Source organism: Actinomadura barringtoniae (assembly GCF_017573505.1).
Lineage (GTDB): Bacteria > Actinomycetota > Actinomycetes > Streptosporangiales > Streptosporangiaceae > Spirillospora > Spirillospora barringtoniae.
Genome location: NZ_JAGEOJ010000001.1, coordinates 209522 through 225784 on the forward strand (window position 1 = coordinate 209522; position 16263 = coordinate 225784).

The window sequence follows — 16263 nt, forward strand, 5'->3', positions numbered from 1 at the left end:
CCGGCGCCACGATTAGGCTCAGACCTAATCCAAGGGGTCGCCGCGTGATCCGGAAGGGGTCGCCGCGTGATCCATCTGCACTTCACGGCGGCCGACCTGACCCGCGTGCGCTTCGCCGCCTCGCCCCTCAAGGAGACCGTCACCAGCCTTCGCACGCTGGCGGCCGGCAGCCGCCGGCGGCACCTGCACCGCCCGTGGATCGCCAGGTTCGCCGAACGCTCAGCACGACTGCGCGAGAGCGACCTGGACCTGCTCCGTGCGCTGGTACGGCCCGAGGGCTACATCCCCGATTTCCTGGTGCCGCCACCCGGCCGCCGGTCCTCGACGTTCGCCGACGCGCTCGCGCAGATCGCCGAGGCCGACCCTGAGATCGTGGCGCAGGAGATCGCGCACCTGGCAGGCCACGCGGTCGCCCAGCAGGCGCCGGGCCGGCAAGGGCGGCTGGCCCTCCTCCAAGCGCTGGTCGACCGGCCCGACGCGGGCCTCGGCCCCATCACCCAGGCCCTCGACGCGTACCACCAGACCGCGATCGCCCCGGACTGGCCGCGGATCGACGCGCTGCTCCACGACGACATCGCCTACCGGCTCGACGCCCTGGCCGACGGCGGCGTCGACCGGATGATGAGCAACCTGCACCCGTCGGTGTCCTTCGTCGACCAGACGCTGAGGATCGTCAAGTACTACGAGGGCCACGCCGACTGCGACGGGCGCGGCCTGCTCCTCATCCCCTGCGCCTTCGCCTGGCCGGACGTCCTGGTGCGCACCGCGAGGCCGGAGCCGCCCAGCATCTCCTACTCCCCGCGCGGCCTCGGCCGGCTCTGGGAGAAGCACCCCGAGCCGACGGGCTCGGCGCTCGCGGGCGTCCTCGGGCCGACCCGGGCCGCCCTCCTGAGCCAGCTCGACCTGCCGATGTCGACCACCCAGGCCGCCACCCAGATGGCCCTGTCCGCGCCAACGCTCAGCGTCCACCTCCAAGCCCTGCGCGCCGCCGGCCTCCTCACCTCCCGCCGGGCGGGCCGCCAGGTCCTCTACTCCCGGACCGAACTCGGCGACCGCCTCCTCACCGAAGCAGGCAACCAACCCGAACCCTGAGCTGGCGGCGGATGGCACTCCGGGTGGCCCCCGTTTCGGTGGGGGTGCTCTTGCCACTGCGGCGGGCGGGGCTGCCGGAGGGTCAAGCGGCGACCGCGTCAATAGCGTTCTGGGACATGACTGAGGGACAGCGAACGGGGCGGATGACCGCCACCCGGCGCAGCGTGCTCGGGTTCGGCACTGCGGTGGCGGCCGCGCCCTGGCTCGGCAAGGCCGGTGCCAATGCGGCGGGCGGCTGGGAGGAGCTGGGCGCCGCCGAGCTTCGCCGGCTGATGGACGAGGGGCGGCTGAACGCCGAGCGGCTCACCCGGTTCTTCCTGGAACGGATCGAACGCATCGACCCGCTGGTGAAGGCGGTGATCGAGGTGAATCCCGACGCGCTGAAGGAGGCGCGCCGGGTGGACGCCGGTGGGCGCTCCCGTGGGCCTCTGCACGGCATGCCGGTACTGGTGAAGGATCTGGTGGAGACCGCGGATCGGATGCACACGACGGCCGGGTCGTTCGCGCTCGAAGGGCTGAGGCCGGCCAGGGACGCGACCGTCGCGGCGCGGCTGCGCGCGGCCGGTGCCGTTCTGCTGGGCAAGGCCAACCTGAGCGAGTGGGCCGGTGGCATGTCGATCACCCACCATGCCGGGTGGAGCGCGCGCGGCGGGCAGACCCGCAACCCCTACAAGCTGGACCGGTCGCCGAACGAGTCCAGCTCCGGCAGCGCGGCCGCCGTCGCGGCCGGACTGTGCGTCGCCGCGATCGGCACCGAGACCAACGGCTCGATCATCGATCCGTCGTCGGCCAACTGCGTGGTGGGGATCAAGCCGACCGTCGGGCTGGTCGGGCGCGGGGGCGTCATTCCGGGTGTGCCCAGCCAGGACAGCGTTGGGCCGATCGCCCGGACGGTCCGAGACGCGGCCACCGTGCTCGGCACGCTCGTGGGTGTCGACGACCGCGACCCGGCGACGCAGGCGAGCCGCGGCCATTTCCATGCCGACTACACCCGCTTCCTGGATCCGGACGGGCTGCGCGGTGCGCGCATCGGCGTGCCGCGAACGGTCTACTTCGGCTACGACCACCATGCCGACGAGATCGCCGAGCAGGCGATCGCCACGCTGCGCAAGGCGGGCGCGACCGTGGTCGACCCTGCGGACATCCCGACCGCGGAAAAGCTCGAGGACCTGCCGACCTCGGTCGTCGTCCAGGCGTACGAGATCAAGCGGGGGCTGAACGCCTACCTGGCAGCCGCTCCCGGCGACCATCCGCGCAGCCTGGCCGAGCTGATCGCGTTCAACAGCGCGCACGCCGACCGGGAGCTCCGCTACGTGCAGCAGGACGGGCTCGAGGCCGTGCAGAAGCTGAACTACAGCGAGCGCGAATACCGCGACGCCCTGGCGACCAACCACAGGCTGTCGCAGGCCGAGGGCATCGACGCCGTGCTCCGCGAACACCGGCTGGACGCGCTGGTCATGCCGACCACGGGCCCGCCGGCCAAGATCGACCTGATTCGCGGCGACAGCTACGGCGGCGGTGCCTCCACGCCCGCCGCGCTCGCCGGGTATCCCGCGATCAGCGTCCCGGCGGGCTTCGCGTTCGGTCTGCCGGTCGGCCTGACGTTCATGGGAACGGCGTGGAGCGAGCCGACCCTGCTGCGGCTGGCCTACGCCTACGAACGCGCCGGCCGCGTTCGCCGCCCGCCCACGTACCGCCGCGCCGACATCGGCTTCTGAGCCGATGTCAGCAGGGCCTAAAGGGCGGTGGCCAGTTCGTCGAGGGTCGTGGTGAGGACGTCGATGCCCTTGAGGTATTCGGCGATCTCGATGTTCTCGTTGTCGGAGTGGTCAAGGGAGCCGTCGCCGGGCCCGTAGGCCGCCATCGGGACGGGCCAGTGGGGCGCGACGGTGTTCATGTCGGACGTGCCGGTCTTCAGGGTGGGGCGGGGCGTGCCGCCGTGCCGGCGGATGGCCGCGGTGACGGCCCGTACGACGGGGTCGGAACGCGGGCTGCGAGCCGCGGGGATGTGGCGGACGACCGTGACGTCGCCGCCGTTGGCGATGAGGTGCAGGCGCTCGGTCAGGGCCTCGGCGTCGAAGCCGGGCGGGACGCGGCAGTCGATGTCCAGGCGGGCCTCGATCGCGTCGCCGTGCATGCCGCGCAGGGTGGCCGCGGGGAGGTTGAACGAGCCGTGGTCGCGTTCGGGGCCCAGGGCGTCGAGGAGGTCGTGCCAGAAGCCGACCGCCACCTCGGTGGCCTTGGCCTCGGGGTTGGTGGAGTGGGTCGCGTCGCGGACGACCCGGTAGCTGATGTCGATCTTGCCCTTGTAGCCGAGCACCACCCGGGACCAGCCGCTCGGCTCACCGATGAGGAGCGCGTCGGGGGGTGAGAGGGTGCGGGCCAGGTGCTCGCCTCCCCGGGAGAGGCGTTCCTCCTCGACGGCGCCCGCGACCCGGATCGTTCCGGGGAACGAGGGGCGCGACGCGGCGGCGCTGATCATCGCGGCCAGAGGGCCCTTGGCGTCGGCGGCGCCGCGGCCGTGGAGATGGGTGGCGTCGCGGTGGACGGGCAGGGGGCGGTCGACGGTGTCCAGGTGCCCGAGGAACATCACCACCGGACCGTTGCCCGCACCGATGTCGCCGATCACGTTGCCCGCCTCGTCGCGGCGGGCGGCCATGCCCAGGTCGTTCATGGCCTTCTCCAGGAAGCGCGCCAGCTCGTCCTCCCGCCCGGACGGCGAGGGGATGGACAGCATGGCCTGCAGCAAGTCGACGGGCGTGTTCATGCGACCTCCAGGGTCGTGCCGGTGCCGTCCAGGGCGGCGGTCACGGGACGGGGTACCCGCCCATCGCCGACCGTCACCTGGGGAACGCCCGCGAGCAGTGCCTCGCGGGCTGCGATGAGCTTGCGGTGCATGCCGCCGGTCGCCGCGTACGGCATCGAGCCCTCACGCGGCAGCGCGCAGCGCGCCAGGAGAGTGCTCTCGTCGGACGCGTCCCGCAGCAGGCCCGGGGCGGTGGTGAGCAGGATCAGCCGGTCGGCGCCCAGCGCGGCCGCGATCGCCGCTGCGGCACGGTCGGCGTCCACGTTCACCGGGGCGCCGTCCTCGCCGGTGGCGGGCGGCGACACGACCGGGACGAAGCCCGCCTTGAGGAGGGTGTGGAGTACGTCGGGGCGAACGGAGGTCAGGCGGCCGCTGTGATCATCCCGGACGATGACCGTGCGGCCGTCTTGAACGGTGCGCTGCGCGGCCTTGCGGCGGGCGCGCAGGAGTCCCCCGCCGTCCAGGCCGGTCAGGCCCACCGCCGGAACGTCGGCGGCGGCCAGGGCGCGCAGCAGCCGGGGCTTGACGCGGCCGGTGAGGGCGAGGGTGACCGCGTCGAGAGTGGCCGGATCGGTGTGCCGGCTGGTGATGCCGCTGGGCGACACGAGGGTGCGGGTGGGCACGCCGAGCTCACGGGTCAGCCGGTCGATCTCGGGCCCGCCGCCGTGAACGAGGACCACCCGCCCGGCCAGGCCGGACAGGTCCGCGCACACCGCCTCGACGGGGACGGCGCCGCCGCATTTGACCACGAGGACGCCCATCAGATCGGGTGCAGGCCGGGGAACTCCAGGCCCAGGGTCTCGGGCTGGCCCGTCCGGATGTTGAGGCACTGCACGGCGGCGCCCGCCCCGCCCTTGACGAGATTGTCCAGCGCCGCGATCGCGGTGATCCGGCCGCCGCCGTGGTCGCCGCCCGCACTTTCGCCACCGTCCGCGGCGAAGCCGACGTCGCAGTAGTTGGAGCCGGACAGCAGCTTGGGGTCGGGCAGCCGGTGCGCGCCCGCGCGGTGCGCGACGATCCGGACGAACGGCTCGTCGCGGTAATGCTCGCGGTAGGCACGGCGGAGGGTCTTCTCGTCCACCACGCCGGAGTCGGCCGTCGCCTTGGCGTGGCAGACGACCTGGACTCCGCGCACGGCCTCGACGCCGGTGGCGGCCATCCGTGCGTTCAGCCCGGTCAGCCTCGACACCTCGGCCTCGTGGCGGTGGCGGACAGGCGCGAACACCCGCATCGCTCCGCTGCGCTCGGCGTGCAGGTTGGAGTCCCCCGCGAGCGCGCCCGAGCCACTCGATCCGGTACGGGCGTCGATCTGCACGTCGGGCTCGATCAGGCCGGTCAGCGGACGCAGCGCGAGGATCGCGGCGGTGGCCATGCATCCCGGCACGCTGATGAGATCGGCGTCGGCCAGCTCGGCACGGAAGATCTCCGGAATGCCGGGGACGAAGTCGTTCAGCAGTTCGGGTGCGGTGTGCGGGACGCCGTAGTACCGCTCGTAGACCGAGGTGTCGGGCAGCCGGAAGTCGCCGGACAGGTCGATGACCGTCTTGGCGTGCCGCCTCACTTCGGGCAGCAGGTTCATCGTGGCCCGGTGCGGCGTGGCGGTCAGCAGCACGTCGCAATCGTCCAGGTCGTCGGGAGCGCTGAACGCCAGGTTGGTCTGGGCCCGCAGGTTCGGGTGAACGGAGTCGACGCGGCGGCCCGGGAAGCGGGTGGAGATCGCCTGGGTGACCTCCGTTCCGGGATGCCCGATCAGGAGCCGCAGGAGCTCGCCGCCCAGGTATCCGGCGGCGCCCATGACGCTGACCCGGATCACCCGATCGCTCCGGCCTGCTCTGCGGCGGAGAGCACGTGGGTGACGATCGCGTCCGCGACGTCCACGGCCTCGCCGTGCGCCTCCTGCAAGCCGCGGAACTCCACGGTGTGGTTGACCTCCAGCACCAGCGGCCCATCGGGGCCCTCGATCAGATCGACGCCCAGCACGCCGCCGCCGACCGCGCGCGCGGCCGCCAGCGCCGGCTCGGTCAGCTCGGGGGTGAGCGGGCACGGTTCGGAACGCGCACCGAGCGCGGCGTTGGTACGCCAGCCGCCGTCGCCGTAGCGGTACGTCGCGCCGATCACCTCATCACCGGCGACGATCACCCGGATGTCACGGCCCGGCTTGTCGACCAGCTCTTGCAGGTAGACGATGTGCTGCTGCGGCGAGGGCAGCGCCGCCCGGTGCTCCAGAACGGTCTCGGCGCCCGCCCGGTCGTGGACCGCCGCCACCAGCCGTCCCCAGGAGCCCGCCAGCGGTTTGATCACGACCGGAAAGCCCAGCTTCTCGGCCGCCTCGGCGCCCGCCTCCGGCGTCAGAGCCACCGCCGTGCGCGGGACGGGGATTCCGGCACGTTCCAGTGCCAGCGACGTGCGCAGCTTGTCGCCGCAGACCTCGATCACCTCGGACCGGTTGACCGTGGGGACGCCGCGGGCCTCCAGCAGCAGCGACGCGTACATGCCGCGGCTGAGGGAGATCTCCCGGTTCAGCGCCGCCGCGTACGCCGGAACGCCGCCGCCCGCACGCGGACCGCCGTCCAGCTCGGCGCTGAACCGGCGAGTGTCGATGTGGACGTACGGCACCTCGCGGCGCTCCAGGGCGGCGAAGAGGCGTTTCTCCTCGTACCGCACCCTGGAGGCCAGCACGGCCACCGGCCTCACTCGCCCCAGTCCTCCTCGATCTCGGGGGCCAGGGACAGGGACACCGGGTCCAGCTCGACCACTTCCAGCTCGCTGGAGCAGTCGCCGCACTGGGCGATCTCGCTGAGCCGCACCGGCTCGGCGAGCTCGACCGGGCCTTCACACTCGGGACAGGTCAGGGTCACTCGTACCGCCTCCATCGATTGCTCCGATCAGGTTCAGGGCCGCGCCGAGGGCGGCGTCGGACGTGATTCCGTACCGGCTGAGCAGCTCGTCCTGGCCGCCCACGCGTTCGGAGAACGTGGCGGGCATGCCGATCCGGGAGACCCGGGCGGGCGCGTGCTCGGCCAGCGTCTCGGCGACCGCGCCGCCGAGGCCGCCCGCGCGCCAGTGCTCCTCGATCGTGACGACGCCGGCCGTCCCCGCGGCCGCGGTAACGATGGCGTCCACGTCGAGCGGGAGAAGCGTGTGCAGGTTGAGGACGGCGGCCCGCACGCCGTGCTCCGCCAGCCGGTCCGCGGCGCGCAGCGCGGCCAGCACCGGATGCGGCCCGCAGGCGATGAACGCGACGTCCCCGCCGTGCCGGAGCCACTGGGCCTTGCCGATCTCGAACGGCCTGACCCCGGCGACCCCGGCCGCCGCCCCTGGCTGAACGAACCCGTCCAGGTCCGGGGTCGCGGAACGGCCGAGCCGGATGTAGGCGGGACCGGGCAGCGCGACGCTCTGCCGTACCGCCTCCTCCGCCTGCCGCGCGTCGCCCGGAACGACCACCGTGAAGCCGGGCAGCACCCGCATGATCGCCAGGTCTTCCAGCGAGTGGTGGGTCGGGCCGAGGTGACCTGCGGCCAGCCCGCCGTGAGTGGCGACGATGCGCACGGGCAGCTCGTTGTACGCGACGTCGATCTTGACGGCCTCCAGCGCCCGGGTGGTGGCGAAGGTGGCCATCGTGCTGACGTACGGCATCTTCCCGCTCGCGGCGAGGCCCGCCGCAGTGCCCATCAGGTTGTGCTCGGCGATGCCGAGGTTCAGGTAGCGGTCCGGGACGGCGGCGAACGCGTCGCGCTCGAACAGCCCGGTGTCGCTGTCCAGGCAGTACAGCCGGTCGTCGGCGAGCATCAGCCCGGGCAGCAGGTCGCGGTACGCCTCGCGCGCGGACTTCGGCCGGGGAACCGCGTCACCGGCCGGGGCCATCACGCCTTCGCTTGTCATGAGGTCGCCCGCTTGTGCCGGGCGCGCAGGACGGCGAGGGAACGTTCGGTCTGGCGGCCGTTCAGCTTGGCGTAGTGGCTGCGGGCCTTGGCCTCCAGCGACGGCAGCCCGCGTCCCTTGACGGTGCGCGCGATGATCACGTGCGGACGGCCCGTACCGTCCACATCGGCGGCGTCCGGGGCGAGCGCCTGGCGCAGCGCGCCGTAGTCGTGGCCGTCCACCTCGCGGACCACCCAGCCGAAGCTGCGCCAGCGGTCGGCCAGCGGCTCCAGGCCGATGGTGTCCTCGGTGGCGCCGGTGATCTGCAGGCTGTTGCGGTCGACGATGGCGGTCAGGTTGCCCAGCCCGAGCGAGGCCGAGGCCATGGCCGCCTCCCAGACCGACCCTTCCTGCAGTTCGCCGTCGCCCATGACCGTGAAGCACCGGCGGTCCCGGCGCGCGAGGGCGAACCCGTTCGTCAACGCGAGCCCGTGCCCGAGCGAACCGGTGGGCATCTCCACACCCGGCACGGCGCGGACCGGGTGGCCCATCAGCCTGCTGCCCGGCCGGGCGTACCCCGCGAGTTCGGCGGTCGGGAAGAAGCCCCGTTCGGCCAGCACGGCGTACAGGCAGATGGCGCCGTGGCCCTTGCTGAGCAGGAAGATGTCGCGGTCCATCGCGGCGGGGCGGCGCGGGTCGATCCGCATGACCTCGAAGTAGAGAAGCGTGAGGATCTCGACCAGCGACATCGATCCGCCCAGATGGCCGCCCTCGGGTCCCGCGCACATGCCCACGATGTGCTCGCGCACCCGGTGGGCGACGGCCGACAGCTCTGTCGGCGGCGGATCCGGCGGCAGATCGGGCGGCAGATCGGGCGCGGCCTGCCCGCTCATCAGCGCCGGCCCGGAAGTGAGGTGAGCACGAAGTGTCCCGGCAGGTGCACGGCGAGGCCCTCGCGGATCTCGGCCACCAGCGAGTCCCCTTCCAGCCGGATCGTCGAGGAGCGGCGGTCCAGCAGGGTCGCGGCGGCGGTGAAGTCGCCGACCATCGCCGTTCCCGGGGGGATCATGCGGGTGCGGCTGACCTTCACGCCCTGGACGGCGAGCCGTTCCAGGAACGCGCCGTCGGCGACCAGCGGCCACCAGTCGTCGGGGTGCATGACGATCCCGTCGGCCGACCCGCCGTACCACTCGCACAGCGCCGCCGTCGCCAGCAGCGCATCGGCCGCCGACTCCTCTTCGGCCGCTTCCGGGCGGTGGCGCAGGCCCGGCGAACGCAGCAGGCCGCGGATCGGGCCGGTCCCGTTCAGCAGGACGTCGTTCTCCGCCGTGCCGAGCCGCACCAGCAGCCGGTAGTCGACGAACGCGGCCAGCGCGGCGGGGTCGGTGAGGATCTCGGCGGGCACCGGTACGGCGGCGCGGATCGTCTGCGTCTTCACCGCCTGCGCGCCGACCTCGAACTTCCACTCGGGGGCGGCGTCGTCGGGCGCGGTGTTCTCGGACCGCTCGGTGAAGACGGTGACCTCGTCGGAGTCGACGACCGCCTTGCGGAGCAGGTGCCTGACGGTGAGGCGGGGACGGCGCTTGGCCGGCGGGAACAGGTCGCTGATGGAGGCGCGCAGCTCGACCGAGGCGTCCGGCCCCCGCCGGGCGTGGGCGAGCGCGAACTCCTCCCCCGGGCTGCGCCGGGTCAGCTCCGGGTCGTCCAGCATCATGCGAACGTCGGACACGCGTCACACTCCCAGTGATCGAACAGGACGGGTCACACTCCCAGCGAACGGCCGCCGTCGACGACCTGGACGGTGCCGGTGACGAAGCTCGCGCGGTCGCTCAGCAGGAACGTTCCGGCCGCCGCGACCTCCTCGGGGCGGGCCACCCGGCCGAGCGGGATGCCCGCCTCCTCGGCGACCCGGGCGACCTGGGCGGCACGCGCCTCGGCGTCGCCGCTGAGGCCGCTGAGCAGCGCGTCGGTCGCGGTGTAGCCGGGCGCGAGCACGTTGACGGTGATGTTCCCCTGCCCGAGCTCGTGCACCAGCGTCTTGGCGTAGCCGATCAGCCCGGACCGCGCGATGCCCGACAGCGCGTACTTGGGGATGAGGTCGCGGATCGTCTCACTGGTGATCATGAGGATCCGGCCCCAGCCCGCCTCGCGCAGGTGCGGCAGCGCCGCCTGGGCGAGCGCGATGTGGGCGATCATGCCGAGCTCGAACGCGGCGCGATAGTCGTCCGGGCCGAACGCGCTGGTCGGACCGGCGGGCGGCCCGCCGGCGTTGGTGACCGCGATGTGCACCGCGCCGTGCTCGGCGGCGGTGTCCTCGACCCAGGCGCGGGCCGCCTCGGTGTCGCGGATGTCCAGCGTGCGGATGCCGACGTCCGCGCCCAGCTCGGCGCGGAGGCCGTCGCGGGCCTTGGCGAGCCGCGCGGGGTCGCGGCCGGCGATCGACACCGTGGCGCCCTCGCGGACCAGGTCGCGCGCGATCGCCAGGCCGATGCCCGCGGAGCCGCCCGAGACCAGGGCGACCTTTCCGTTCAGTCCGAGGTCCACCTCACACCCTTCTCCCATAGCCGTAGCCGTAGCGGTGCAGCAGCGGAAGCGCGAGCAGGGTGGCCGCCGAACGCTGCCTGCGTGGCAGCGCGGCGTGCCATCTGCGGTCCTCCTCGATCGGGGTCCGGCCACGGCCGAAGCGGTTCGGGTTGCCGGTGACCGTGTGGTTGCCGCCGAGCTCGACCGTTCCGTCGGCGGCGACGGGGTTCGGCCCCTCGTGCCCGACCAGGCTGAGGACGTCGTCGAGGGCGGCGCGCGGGTCGCGGACGAGAGACTCGTACCGCAGGCGCAGGGAGTCCGTGCGGTGCGCGCGGCCGACGGCCTCGGCGGCCAGGTTGAAGACCGTCCAGTTGGCGGTGCTGTTCACGGTCGAGCGCTGCCCGGTGTAGTCCTTGGGGCGCAGCCACGACCAGGCGACCGCGCGCGGATCCCGGACCAGGTGAACGTAGCGGCCCTCGATCCCCGGCAAAGCGGACAGCAGCGCGGCGTCGGAGGCGAACTTGGAGCTGTCGACGATGACCCGTGCGCCGGTGACGCGGGCGATGGCGTGGTATGCGGCGGCGAGCGTCTCGGGCCAGCCGTTGCCGGGCGGCTCGCGCAGCACCTTCCAGGTGTGCCGGGTCCGGCACGCCTCCTGCCAGGCCACGACCTCGGCCGCGTGTTCCTCCAGTGAACGCCCGGCCGGACGGGCCTTCTCCAGGACCTCTTCCAGCACCTCGGACCAGAACGGGCATTGGCGGTGGTTCTCGCCGCAGCCACAACGGCTGTTACTGCCGCTGCCCAGCACACCGTTCAGCCACAGGAATCGCAACTCGCCCACATGGACGATATCCGGAGCCTCCGCCAGGACGTTGCCCAGCATCGTGCTTCCGCTTCGGCACCAACCGGTGATGTAAAGCACCTTCATCGGCGACCACGACCCCCAGGGAGCAGTGCGAGTCGATCAGCCCACATCAAAACATGATCTTGGGCAAAGCGGAACCTTCCGGGCGAGAACCCGGCTGATTTGTAGGAAGCTGCCGGAAGCGCCGCACTAGACCGTCACAGAAGGGGTTAATAACCCGGGAAAACGGCAGATAATTCAGCTGTTCCAGTCCGGGCTTTCGGTGATCTCGACGGTGGCGCAGGTCCAGGCGAATCCGGCGCCGATGCCGACCAGCAGCACCCGGTCGCCGGGCGTCACCGCCCCGCTCTCGACCAGGTGGGTCAGCCCGGTGAGCTGGTCGGCCGCGCCCACGTGGCCGGTGCGGCGGCCCCAGTCCCAGGTGGTGCGTTCGAGGTCCACGCCGAGCGGCTCGGCGTACCGGGTCCGCAACACGAAGAGCCCGACGTTGGGGAAGACGAACCGGGCGATGTCGTCGACCTTCAGCCCGGCCTCGTCGAGGGTCCGCCCGACGGCGTCGGTCAGGCCCGAGGTGGTCCGGTCCGCCACGCTGCCCAGCCGCGCCCGCGCGGTGGCGGCGAACGCCTCGCGGCGCGCGCGCACGTCCACCTTGCGGCCTGGCGCCACGGCGAACGGCTCGTCGCCGCGGTACATGCCTTCAAGCTCGGTGTCCACGACCGTCGAGACCGACAGCAGCCGCGCGAACCCCTCCCTGCCGATGACCGCCGAGGCCGCGCCGTCCCCGTAGACGATGCCGCGCACGTCGCTGCGCCACCGGTCGAAGCCGGGGTCGGCGTACCGGTCGGCGGTGGTGACCAGGGCGGCCTGGCGGGAGGCGTCGGCGGCCAGGTAGGAGGCGGCCAGCTCCACCGCACCCATGGCCCCGGCGCACATCTGCTGAACGTCCATCGCGGGCGCGTACCGGCCCGCCTCGCCCAGGACCTCGCGGTGCACGTACGCGGCGGGCGGCCAGTAGTCGACGCCCTGGAACCACGCCGAGGCGTGCAGGACGAGCGCGACGTCGGACGGCCGCGTCCCCGCACGGCCGAGCGCCAGGCGCGCGGCGGCGACGGCCATCTCGGGCGGCGCCTCGTCCGTGGCGACGGTGACCGAGGCATACGCGTCGGCCTCCTGCTCGGCCCGGTCGTACCGGCCGTCGGCGACCGCGCCGTCCACGTCCATGGTGGCGGGGAGCCGGTGAGCGAGCCCGGCGAGGAACAGACCGTCGCAGCGCATGCTGGCCTCCGAAAGGGATGACGGCGGATTGATCACACGTTATGTTGATCTTCGTCGGGGTGGGAACCTTTTCCGGCATCGGCGGGAGGCCGCGATGGGCGACGACGCACCTTCGACACCCTCACATGCGGTGCCGCTTCCAGGTACACGCTGGTCGGTCTGGCGGGACGCGCTCCTGCGATCCGCCGGATTCCCCGCGGACGGGCTCACCCTCTTCGAGGCGCCCGAGTGCGCGGCCGTCGCCGACGCGTTCCTGGCTGACCAGGCGAGCGAGGCCGAGTTCGAGAAGGCCCTGGACGCGGCCCTGGCGTCCGCCGCACACGCCGCGGCACAGGTCGCCGCCGACCCGCTCTTCCGTGAGGCCGTGACCTGGCAGAACCCCGCCGCCGCGAGCCATCTGGCGCGGCTGACCGAGCCCGCTCCGCCGGACGGAGTCTCGGCGAGCGGGAAGAGTCCCAGGCTCGTACGCAAGAAGCGGCGAGAGCGCGAGAACACGCTCGTCCGCTACTGGCAGCGCTACTGCGGCAAGAACGACACCGTGGGCTTCTTCGGTCCCGTCGCCTGGGGCACGATCGACCCCGATTCGGCCCCGGCCGTCATCGCGCAGCCGGGCGAGGGGCTCGTACGGGCCCGCAACGTCTCTTATGAGTTCTGGGCGATGGAGGCCTACGTCGCCGCGCTGCTCGCCGACCCGGACGTCGGTCCGTGGCTGCCCGCGGGCATCCACCCGCAGCTGGCCGTCGAGGGCGGGCACGTGCTGCGGCCCGGCGAGGAGCCCCTGCCGCTGAACGACGTGGAGGCGCAGGTCCTGTCCCGGTGCGACGGTGTCCGCGCCGCCGCCGAGATCGCTCCCGATGAACGCAGCGTCGAGGCACTGGACCGGCTGGTGGAAGCCGGAATCGTCTGGCGCGGCGTGAACATGCCCTACAACTCTCTCGCCGAGCGCGTCCTGCGCGACGTCCTCACCGCGATCCCCGAGCAGCAGGCCAGGGAACGCGCGCTCGCCGGGCTCGACCGGCTCGACAAGGCGCGCGACGCCGTGGCCGAGGCCGCCGGGGACGCCGACGCCCTGGCCGCCGCGCTGGAACGGCTCGACGCCGAGTTCACGGCCGTCACCGGAGCCGAGTCGCATCGCCGCGACGGGCAGATGTACGCGGGCCGGAGCCTCTGCTACGAGGACACCGTTCGCGACGTGGACTTCACGTTCGGCCGCCCGATCCTGGAGGCGCTGTCGGGCCCGTTCGGGTCGGTGCTGCTTCCGACCGCGCGGTGGCTGTCGGCGACGCTGGCGGAGGCGTACGACGACGGCTTCCGAGACCTCTACCGGGAACTGCTCGAACCGGGCGCGGACGGCGTGCCGATGCCGGTGTTCTGGGAGGCCGCCCAGCGGCTGCTGACCGGGCGGGGCCGTCCGGCGGACACGGTCACCGCCGAGTTCGCCCGCCGCTGGGCCGAACTGTTCGAGCTCGGTGATGTCGCGCCCGGCGAGCATCGCGTCTCGTTCACCAGCGCGGACCTGCACGAGCGCGCCGCCGAGCTGTTCGCGGCCGAACGCCCCGGCTGGGCGGCCGGCCGGGTGCACAGCCCCGACCTGTTCGTCTGCGCGCCCGGCGTGGAGGCGCTCGCGGCGGGCGACTTCATGCTCGTGCTCGGCGAGATGCACGCGGCCTGGCCGACCCTGGACTGTGCGGTCTTCAGCGACCGGCACCCCGACCCCGACCGGCTGCGGGCCGCCGCGGCGGAGGACATCGGCCGCCAGTTCCGGCCGCTGTATCCGACGTGGTGGCCGCAGTACACCGCGCGCATCGCGCCGATGCTCGGCGTCACCGACCATCAGCTGGCCTTCACGGCCGCGCCGGGCGCCGATCCCGACCGCGTCCTGCCGATCGTCTCGCTGACCGTGACCGAACGCGACGGGACGCTGGAGGTCACCGGCCCGGGCGGGCTGCGGCGCCCGCTGCGCGAGGTGTTCGCGCTGCTGTTCGGCTGGCTGGGCGCCGAGGCGTTCAAGCTCGTCGGCGCGGGCCCGCACCAGCCGCGCATCACGCTGGACCGCGTCGTCGTCGCCCGCGAGACCTGGCGTACGACGGTCGGCGCGACCGGGCTCGTGCCGGGACGCGGCCCCGCCCGCGAATACCTGGACGCGCGCCGCCTGCGGCAGTCGCTCGGCCTGCCCGACCGCGTGTTCGCCAAGGTGGGCACCGAGATCAAGCCCGTGTACGTGGACTTCACCGGCCCCCGGTACGTGTCGGCGTTCGCCACGATGCTCCGCTCGGCGCACGCGACCTCCGGCGACGACGTGCCCGTGGTGTTCAGCGAGCTGCTGCCGGGGCCGCAGGACGCGTGGCTCGCCGACGCGAAGGGGCGACGCTACTTCTCCGAGCTCCGCATTCAGATCTGCGACCCGGAGCGTCCCTGATCGTTGCGGCGCCGGCGGAAGACGAGCAGCGCGGTCACGAGCATCAGGACGGTGAAGACGGCGCCCGCGACGAACGCGCCCCGCATGCCCTCCACCTGCGAGCCGCCCCGCGCGGCGGCATCGTTCACGGTGACCAGGACGGCGACGCCGAGCGACCCGCCGATCTGCTGCATGCTCTGGAGAAGGGCCGAGGTCGCGCCGGACTCCCCCGCCTCGACCGACGACATCGCGACGAACGTCGCCGCCACCGCCACCAGCCCCGTTCCGGCGCCGAACAGCAGCACCGGCCCGAGGATCATCGCGGCGTACGAGCTGGTCGCGGAGATCTGCGTCAGCCAGACCATCCCGGCCACGCACAGCACGGCGCCCGCCGCCATGATCGGCTGCGGTCCGTACCGGGGCAGGAGCCGCGGCACCGCGCGGCTGGCGGCGATGAGGGCGATCGTCGTCGGCAGGAACCCGAACCCGGTCGCCAGCGGTCCGTACCCCAGGACCTTCTGGACGTACAGCGTGAGGAAGAACAGCATGCCGCTCATGGCCGAGGTGAGCAGCAGCCGCATGAGGAACGCGCCCACCCGGTCACGGTCGGCGAACAGCCGCAGCGGCATGATCGGCTGCTCGGCGCGCGCCTCGATGGCCGGGAACAGCGTGAGCAGGACCGCCGCGCCGCCGAACGCGCCGGCCGTCAGGCCGCCGGACCAGCCGTGCTCGGCCGCGCGGACGAAGCCGTACACCAGCAGCGTCGAGCCGAGCGTGCAGGTGAGCGCCCCGGCGATGTCGAAGCGCCCGTCCTTGCCCGCGGTCTCGCGCAGGACGCGCGGCGCCAGCAGCACGATCGCCACCCCGATCGGCACGTTCACGAACATGACGGAGCGCCATGACGTCCACGCGATCAGCAGGCCGCCGAGGACCAGCCCGGCCACCATGCCCGCGCTGGCGACGACCGAGAAGACGGCCAGTGCGCGGGCCCTGCGGGGCCCGTCCTCGAAGGTGGTGGCGATGAGCGCGAGCGTGCCCGGCCCGGCGAGCGCGGCGCCGACGCCCTGCGCGGCCCGCGCCGCCAGCAGCCACCCCGGCGTGAGCGCGAAGCCCCCGGCCAGCGAGGCGACCGTGAACACCGCGACGCCCGCGACGAACACCCGCCGGTGGCCGAGCAGGTCGCCAGCCCGTCCCCCGATGAGCAGCAGGCCGCCGAAGGCGAGGGTGTAGGCGTTGACCACCCAGGACAGGCCGGCGTCGCTGAAGTGCAGGCCGCTCTGGATGCTGGGCAGCGCGATGTTCACGATCGAGGCGTCCACGACCAGCACGAGCTGGCAGGTGGCCAGGAGCGCGAGCGCCAGGGAGGCGACGGGGGCGCCGTCCTCCTGCGCCCGTTCACCAGGGGCGATGGCGGGCCCGGACGTGCTGTCAGGGGGCATGCGG

The 16263-nt window shown here is 73.1% G+C and carries 15 protein-coding genes; 3 read left to right on the forward strand and 12 right to left on the reverse strand.

Annotated features, from left to right (window positions below; genetic code table 11):
- Positions 1-66: 66 nt before the first annotated feature.
- A complete protein-coding gene (locus tag J4573_RS00925; protein WP_208253253.1) occupies positions 67-1092 on the forward strand; it encodes an ArsR/SmtB family transcription factor in 1026 nt (341 codons plus the stop codon).
- Between the two features lie 116 nt (positions 1093-1208).
- Positions 1209-2810 carry an amidase gene (locus J4573_RS00930; protein ID WP_208253254.1) on the forward strand — a complete coding sequence of 534 codons (1602 nt, stop codon included), beginning with the start codon at positions 1209-1211 and terminating at the stop codon, positions 2808-2810.
- A 17-nt stretch (positions 2811-2827) separates the two neighbouring features.
- Here J4573_RS00930 and J4573_RS00935 read toward each other — a convergent pair whose 3' ends face one another.
- The 11 genes from J4573_RS00935 to J4573_RS00985 all read right to left on the reverse strand — a co-directional run bounded on the left by J4573_RS00935 (position 2828) and on the right by J4573_RS00985 (position 12422).
- A complete protein-coding gene (locus tag J4573_RS00935; protein ID WP_208253255.1) occupies positions 2828-3859 on the reverse strand; it encodes a M20/M25/M40 family metallo-hydrolase in 1032 nt (343 codons plus the stop codon).
- A complete protein-coding gene (locus J4573_RS00940; protein WP_208253256.1) occupies positions 3856-4659 on the reverse strand; it encodes a [LysW]-aminoadipate kinase in 804 nt (267 codons plus the stop codon). Before J4573_RS00940 ends, J4573_RS00935 begins: the two co-directional genes overlap by 4 nt.
- On the reverse strand, positions 4659-5711 hold the full coding sequence (gene argC, locus J4573_RS00945; RefSeq protein WP_208253257.1) for an N-acetyl-gamma-glutamyl-phosphate reductase: 1053 nt from the start codon (positions 5709-5711) through the stop codon (positions 4659-4661). The genes J4573_RS00940 and argC overlap by 1 nt, the downstream gene beginning before the upstream one ends.
- Positions 5708-6592 (reverse strand): lysine biosynthesis protein LysX, encoded by an 885-nt coding sequence (lysX, locus tag J4573_RS00950; protein WP_307796435.1) that lies wholly within the window; start codon positions 6590-6592, stop codon positions 5708-5710. Before lysX ends, argC begins: the two co-directional genes overlap by 4 nt.
- The gene (lysW, locus tag J4573_RS00955; protein WP_307796436.1) at positions 6589-6756 is read right to left on the reverse strand and encodes a lysine biosynthesis protein LysW; all 168 of its coding nucleotides are present in this window, start codon (positions 6754-6756) and stop codon (positions 6589-6591) included. Before lysW ends, lysX begins: the two co-directional genes overlap by 4 nt.
- On the reverse strand, positions 6731-7780 hold the full coding sequence (locus J4573_RS00960) for a transketolase family protein (RefSeq protein WP_243772279.1): 1050 nt from the start codon (positions 7778-7780) through the stop codon (positions 6731-6733). Before J4573_RS00960 ends, lysW begins: the two co-directional genes overlap by 26 nt.
- Positions 7777-8652 (reverse strand): transketolase, encoded by an 876-nt coding sequence (locus J4573_RS00965; RefSeq protein ID WP_208253259.1) that lies wholly within the window; start codon positions 8650-8652, stop codon positions 7777-7779. Before J4573_RS00965 ends, J4573_RS00960 begins: the two co-directional genes overlap by 4 nt.
- Positions 8652-9488 carry a family 3 encapsulin nanocompartment shell protein gene (locus J4573_RS00970; RefSeq protein WP_208253260.1) on the reverse strand — a complete coding sequence of 279 codons (837 nt, stop codon included), beginning with the start codon at positions 9486-9488 and terminating at the stop codon, positions 8652-8654. The genes J4573_RS00965 and J4573_RS00970 overlap by 1 nt, the downstream gene beginning before the upstream one ends.
- Before the next feature lie 32 nt (positions 9489-9520).
- Complete coding sequence (locus tag J4573_RS00975; protein WP_208253261.1) at positions 9521-10303, reverse strand: SDR family NAD(P)-dependent oxidoreductase; 783 nt, start codon at positions 10301-10303, stop codon at positions 9521-9523.
- A gap of 1 nt (position 10304) precedes the next feature.
- Positions 10305-11210, reverse strand: a complete 906-nt coding sequence (locus J4573_RS00980; RefSeq protein WP_208253262.1) for a sulfotransferase — start codon at positions 11208-11210, stop codon at positions 10305-10307.
- Between the two features lie 174 nt (positions 11211-11384).
- Positions 11385-12422, reverse strand: a complete 1038-nt coding sequence (locus J4573_RS00985) for a ketoacyl-ACP synthase III family protein (protein WP_208253263.1) — start codon at positions 12420-12422, stop codon at positions 11385-11387.
- Between the two features lie 130 nt (positions 12423-12552).
- Between J4573_RS00985 and J4573_RS00990 the strand changes: the two genes are divergently transcribed.
- Entirely contained in the window at positions 12553-14841 is a 2289-nt protein-coding gene (locus J4573_RS00990) for a lantibiotic dehydratase (protein ID WP_307796437.1), read from the forward strand.
- Here the strand turns inward: J4573_RS00990 and J4573_RS00995 are convergent.
- Positions 14814-16259, reverse strand: a complete 1446-nt coding sequence (locus J4573_RS00995) for an MFS transporter (RefSeq protein ID WP_208253265.1) — start codon at positions 16257-16259, stop codon at positions 14814-14816. The two genes, J4573_RS00990 and J4573_RS00995, sit on opposite strands and share 28 nt — an antisense overlap.
- Positions 16260-16263: the final 4 nt, after the last annotated feature.

Excerpts from the sequence above, each read along its gene's own strand:
- J4573_RS00930 (WP_208253254.1), top strand. The coding sequence starts at position 1,209 with ATGACTGAGGGACAGCGAACGGGGCGGATGACCGCCACCCGGCGCAGC.
- J4573_RS00935 (WP_208253255.1), bottom strand. The coding sequence starts at position 3,859 with ATGAACACGCCCGTCGACTTGCTGCAGGCCATGCTGTCCATCCCCTCG.
- J4573_RS00940 (WP_208253256.1), bottom strand. The coding sequence starts at position 4,659 with ATGGGCGTCCTCGTGGTCAAATGCGGCGGCGCCGTCCCCGTCGAGGCG.
- J4573_RS00960 (WP_243772279.1), bottom strand. The coding sequence starts at position 7,780 with ATGACAAGCGAAGGCGTGATGGCCCCGGCCGGTGACGCGGTTCCCCGG.
- J4573_RS00965 (WP_208253259.1), bottom strand. The coding sequence starts at position 8,652 with ATGAGCGGGCAGGCCGCGCCCGATCTGCCGCCCGATCTGCCGCCGGAT.
- J4573_RS00980 (WP_208253262.1), bottom strand. The coding sequence starts at position 11,210 with ATGAAGGTGCTTTACATCACCGGTTGGTGCCGAAGCGGAAGCACGATG.
- J4573_RS00985 (WP_208253263.1), bottom strand. The coding sequence starts at position 12,422 with ATGCGCTGCGACGGTCTGTTCCTCGCCGGGCTCGCTCACCGGCTCCCC.
- J4573_RS00995 (WP_208253265.1), bottom strand. The coding sequence starts at position 16,259 with ATGCCCCCTGACAGCACGTCCGGGCCCGCCATCGCCCCTGGTGAACGG.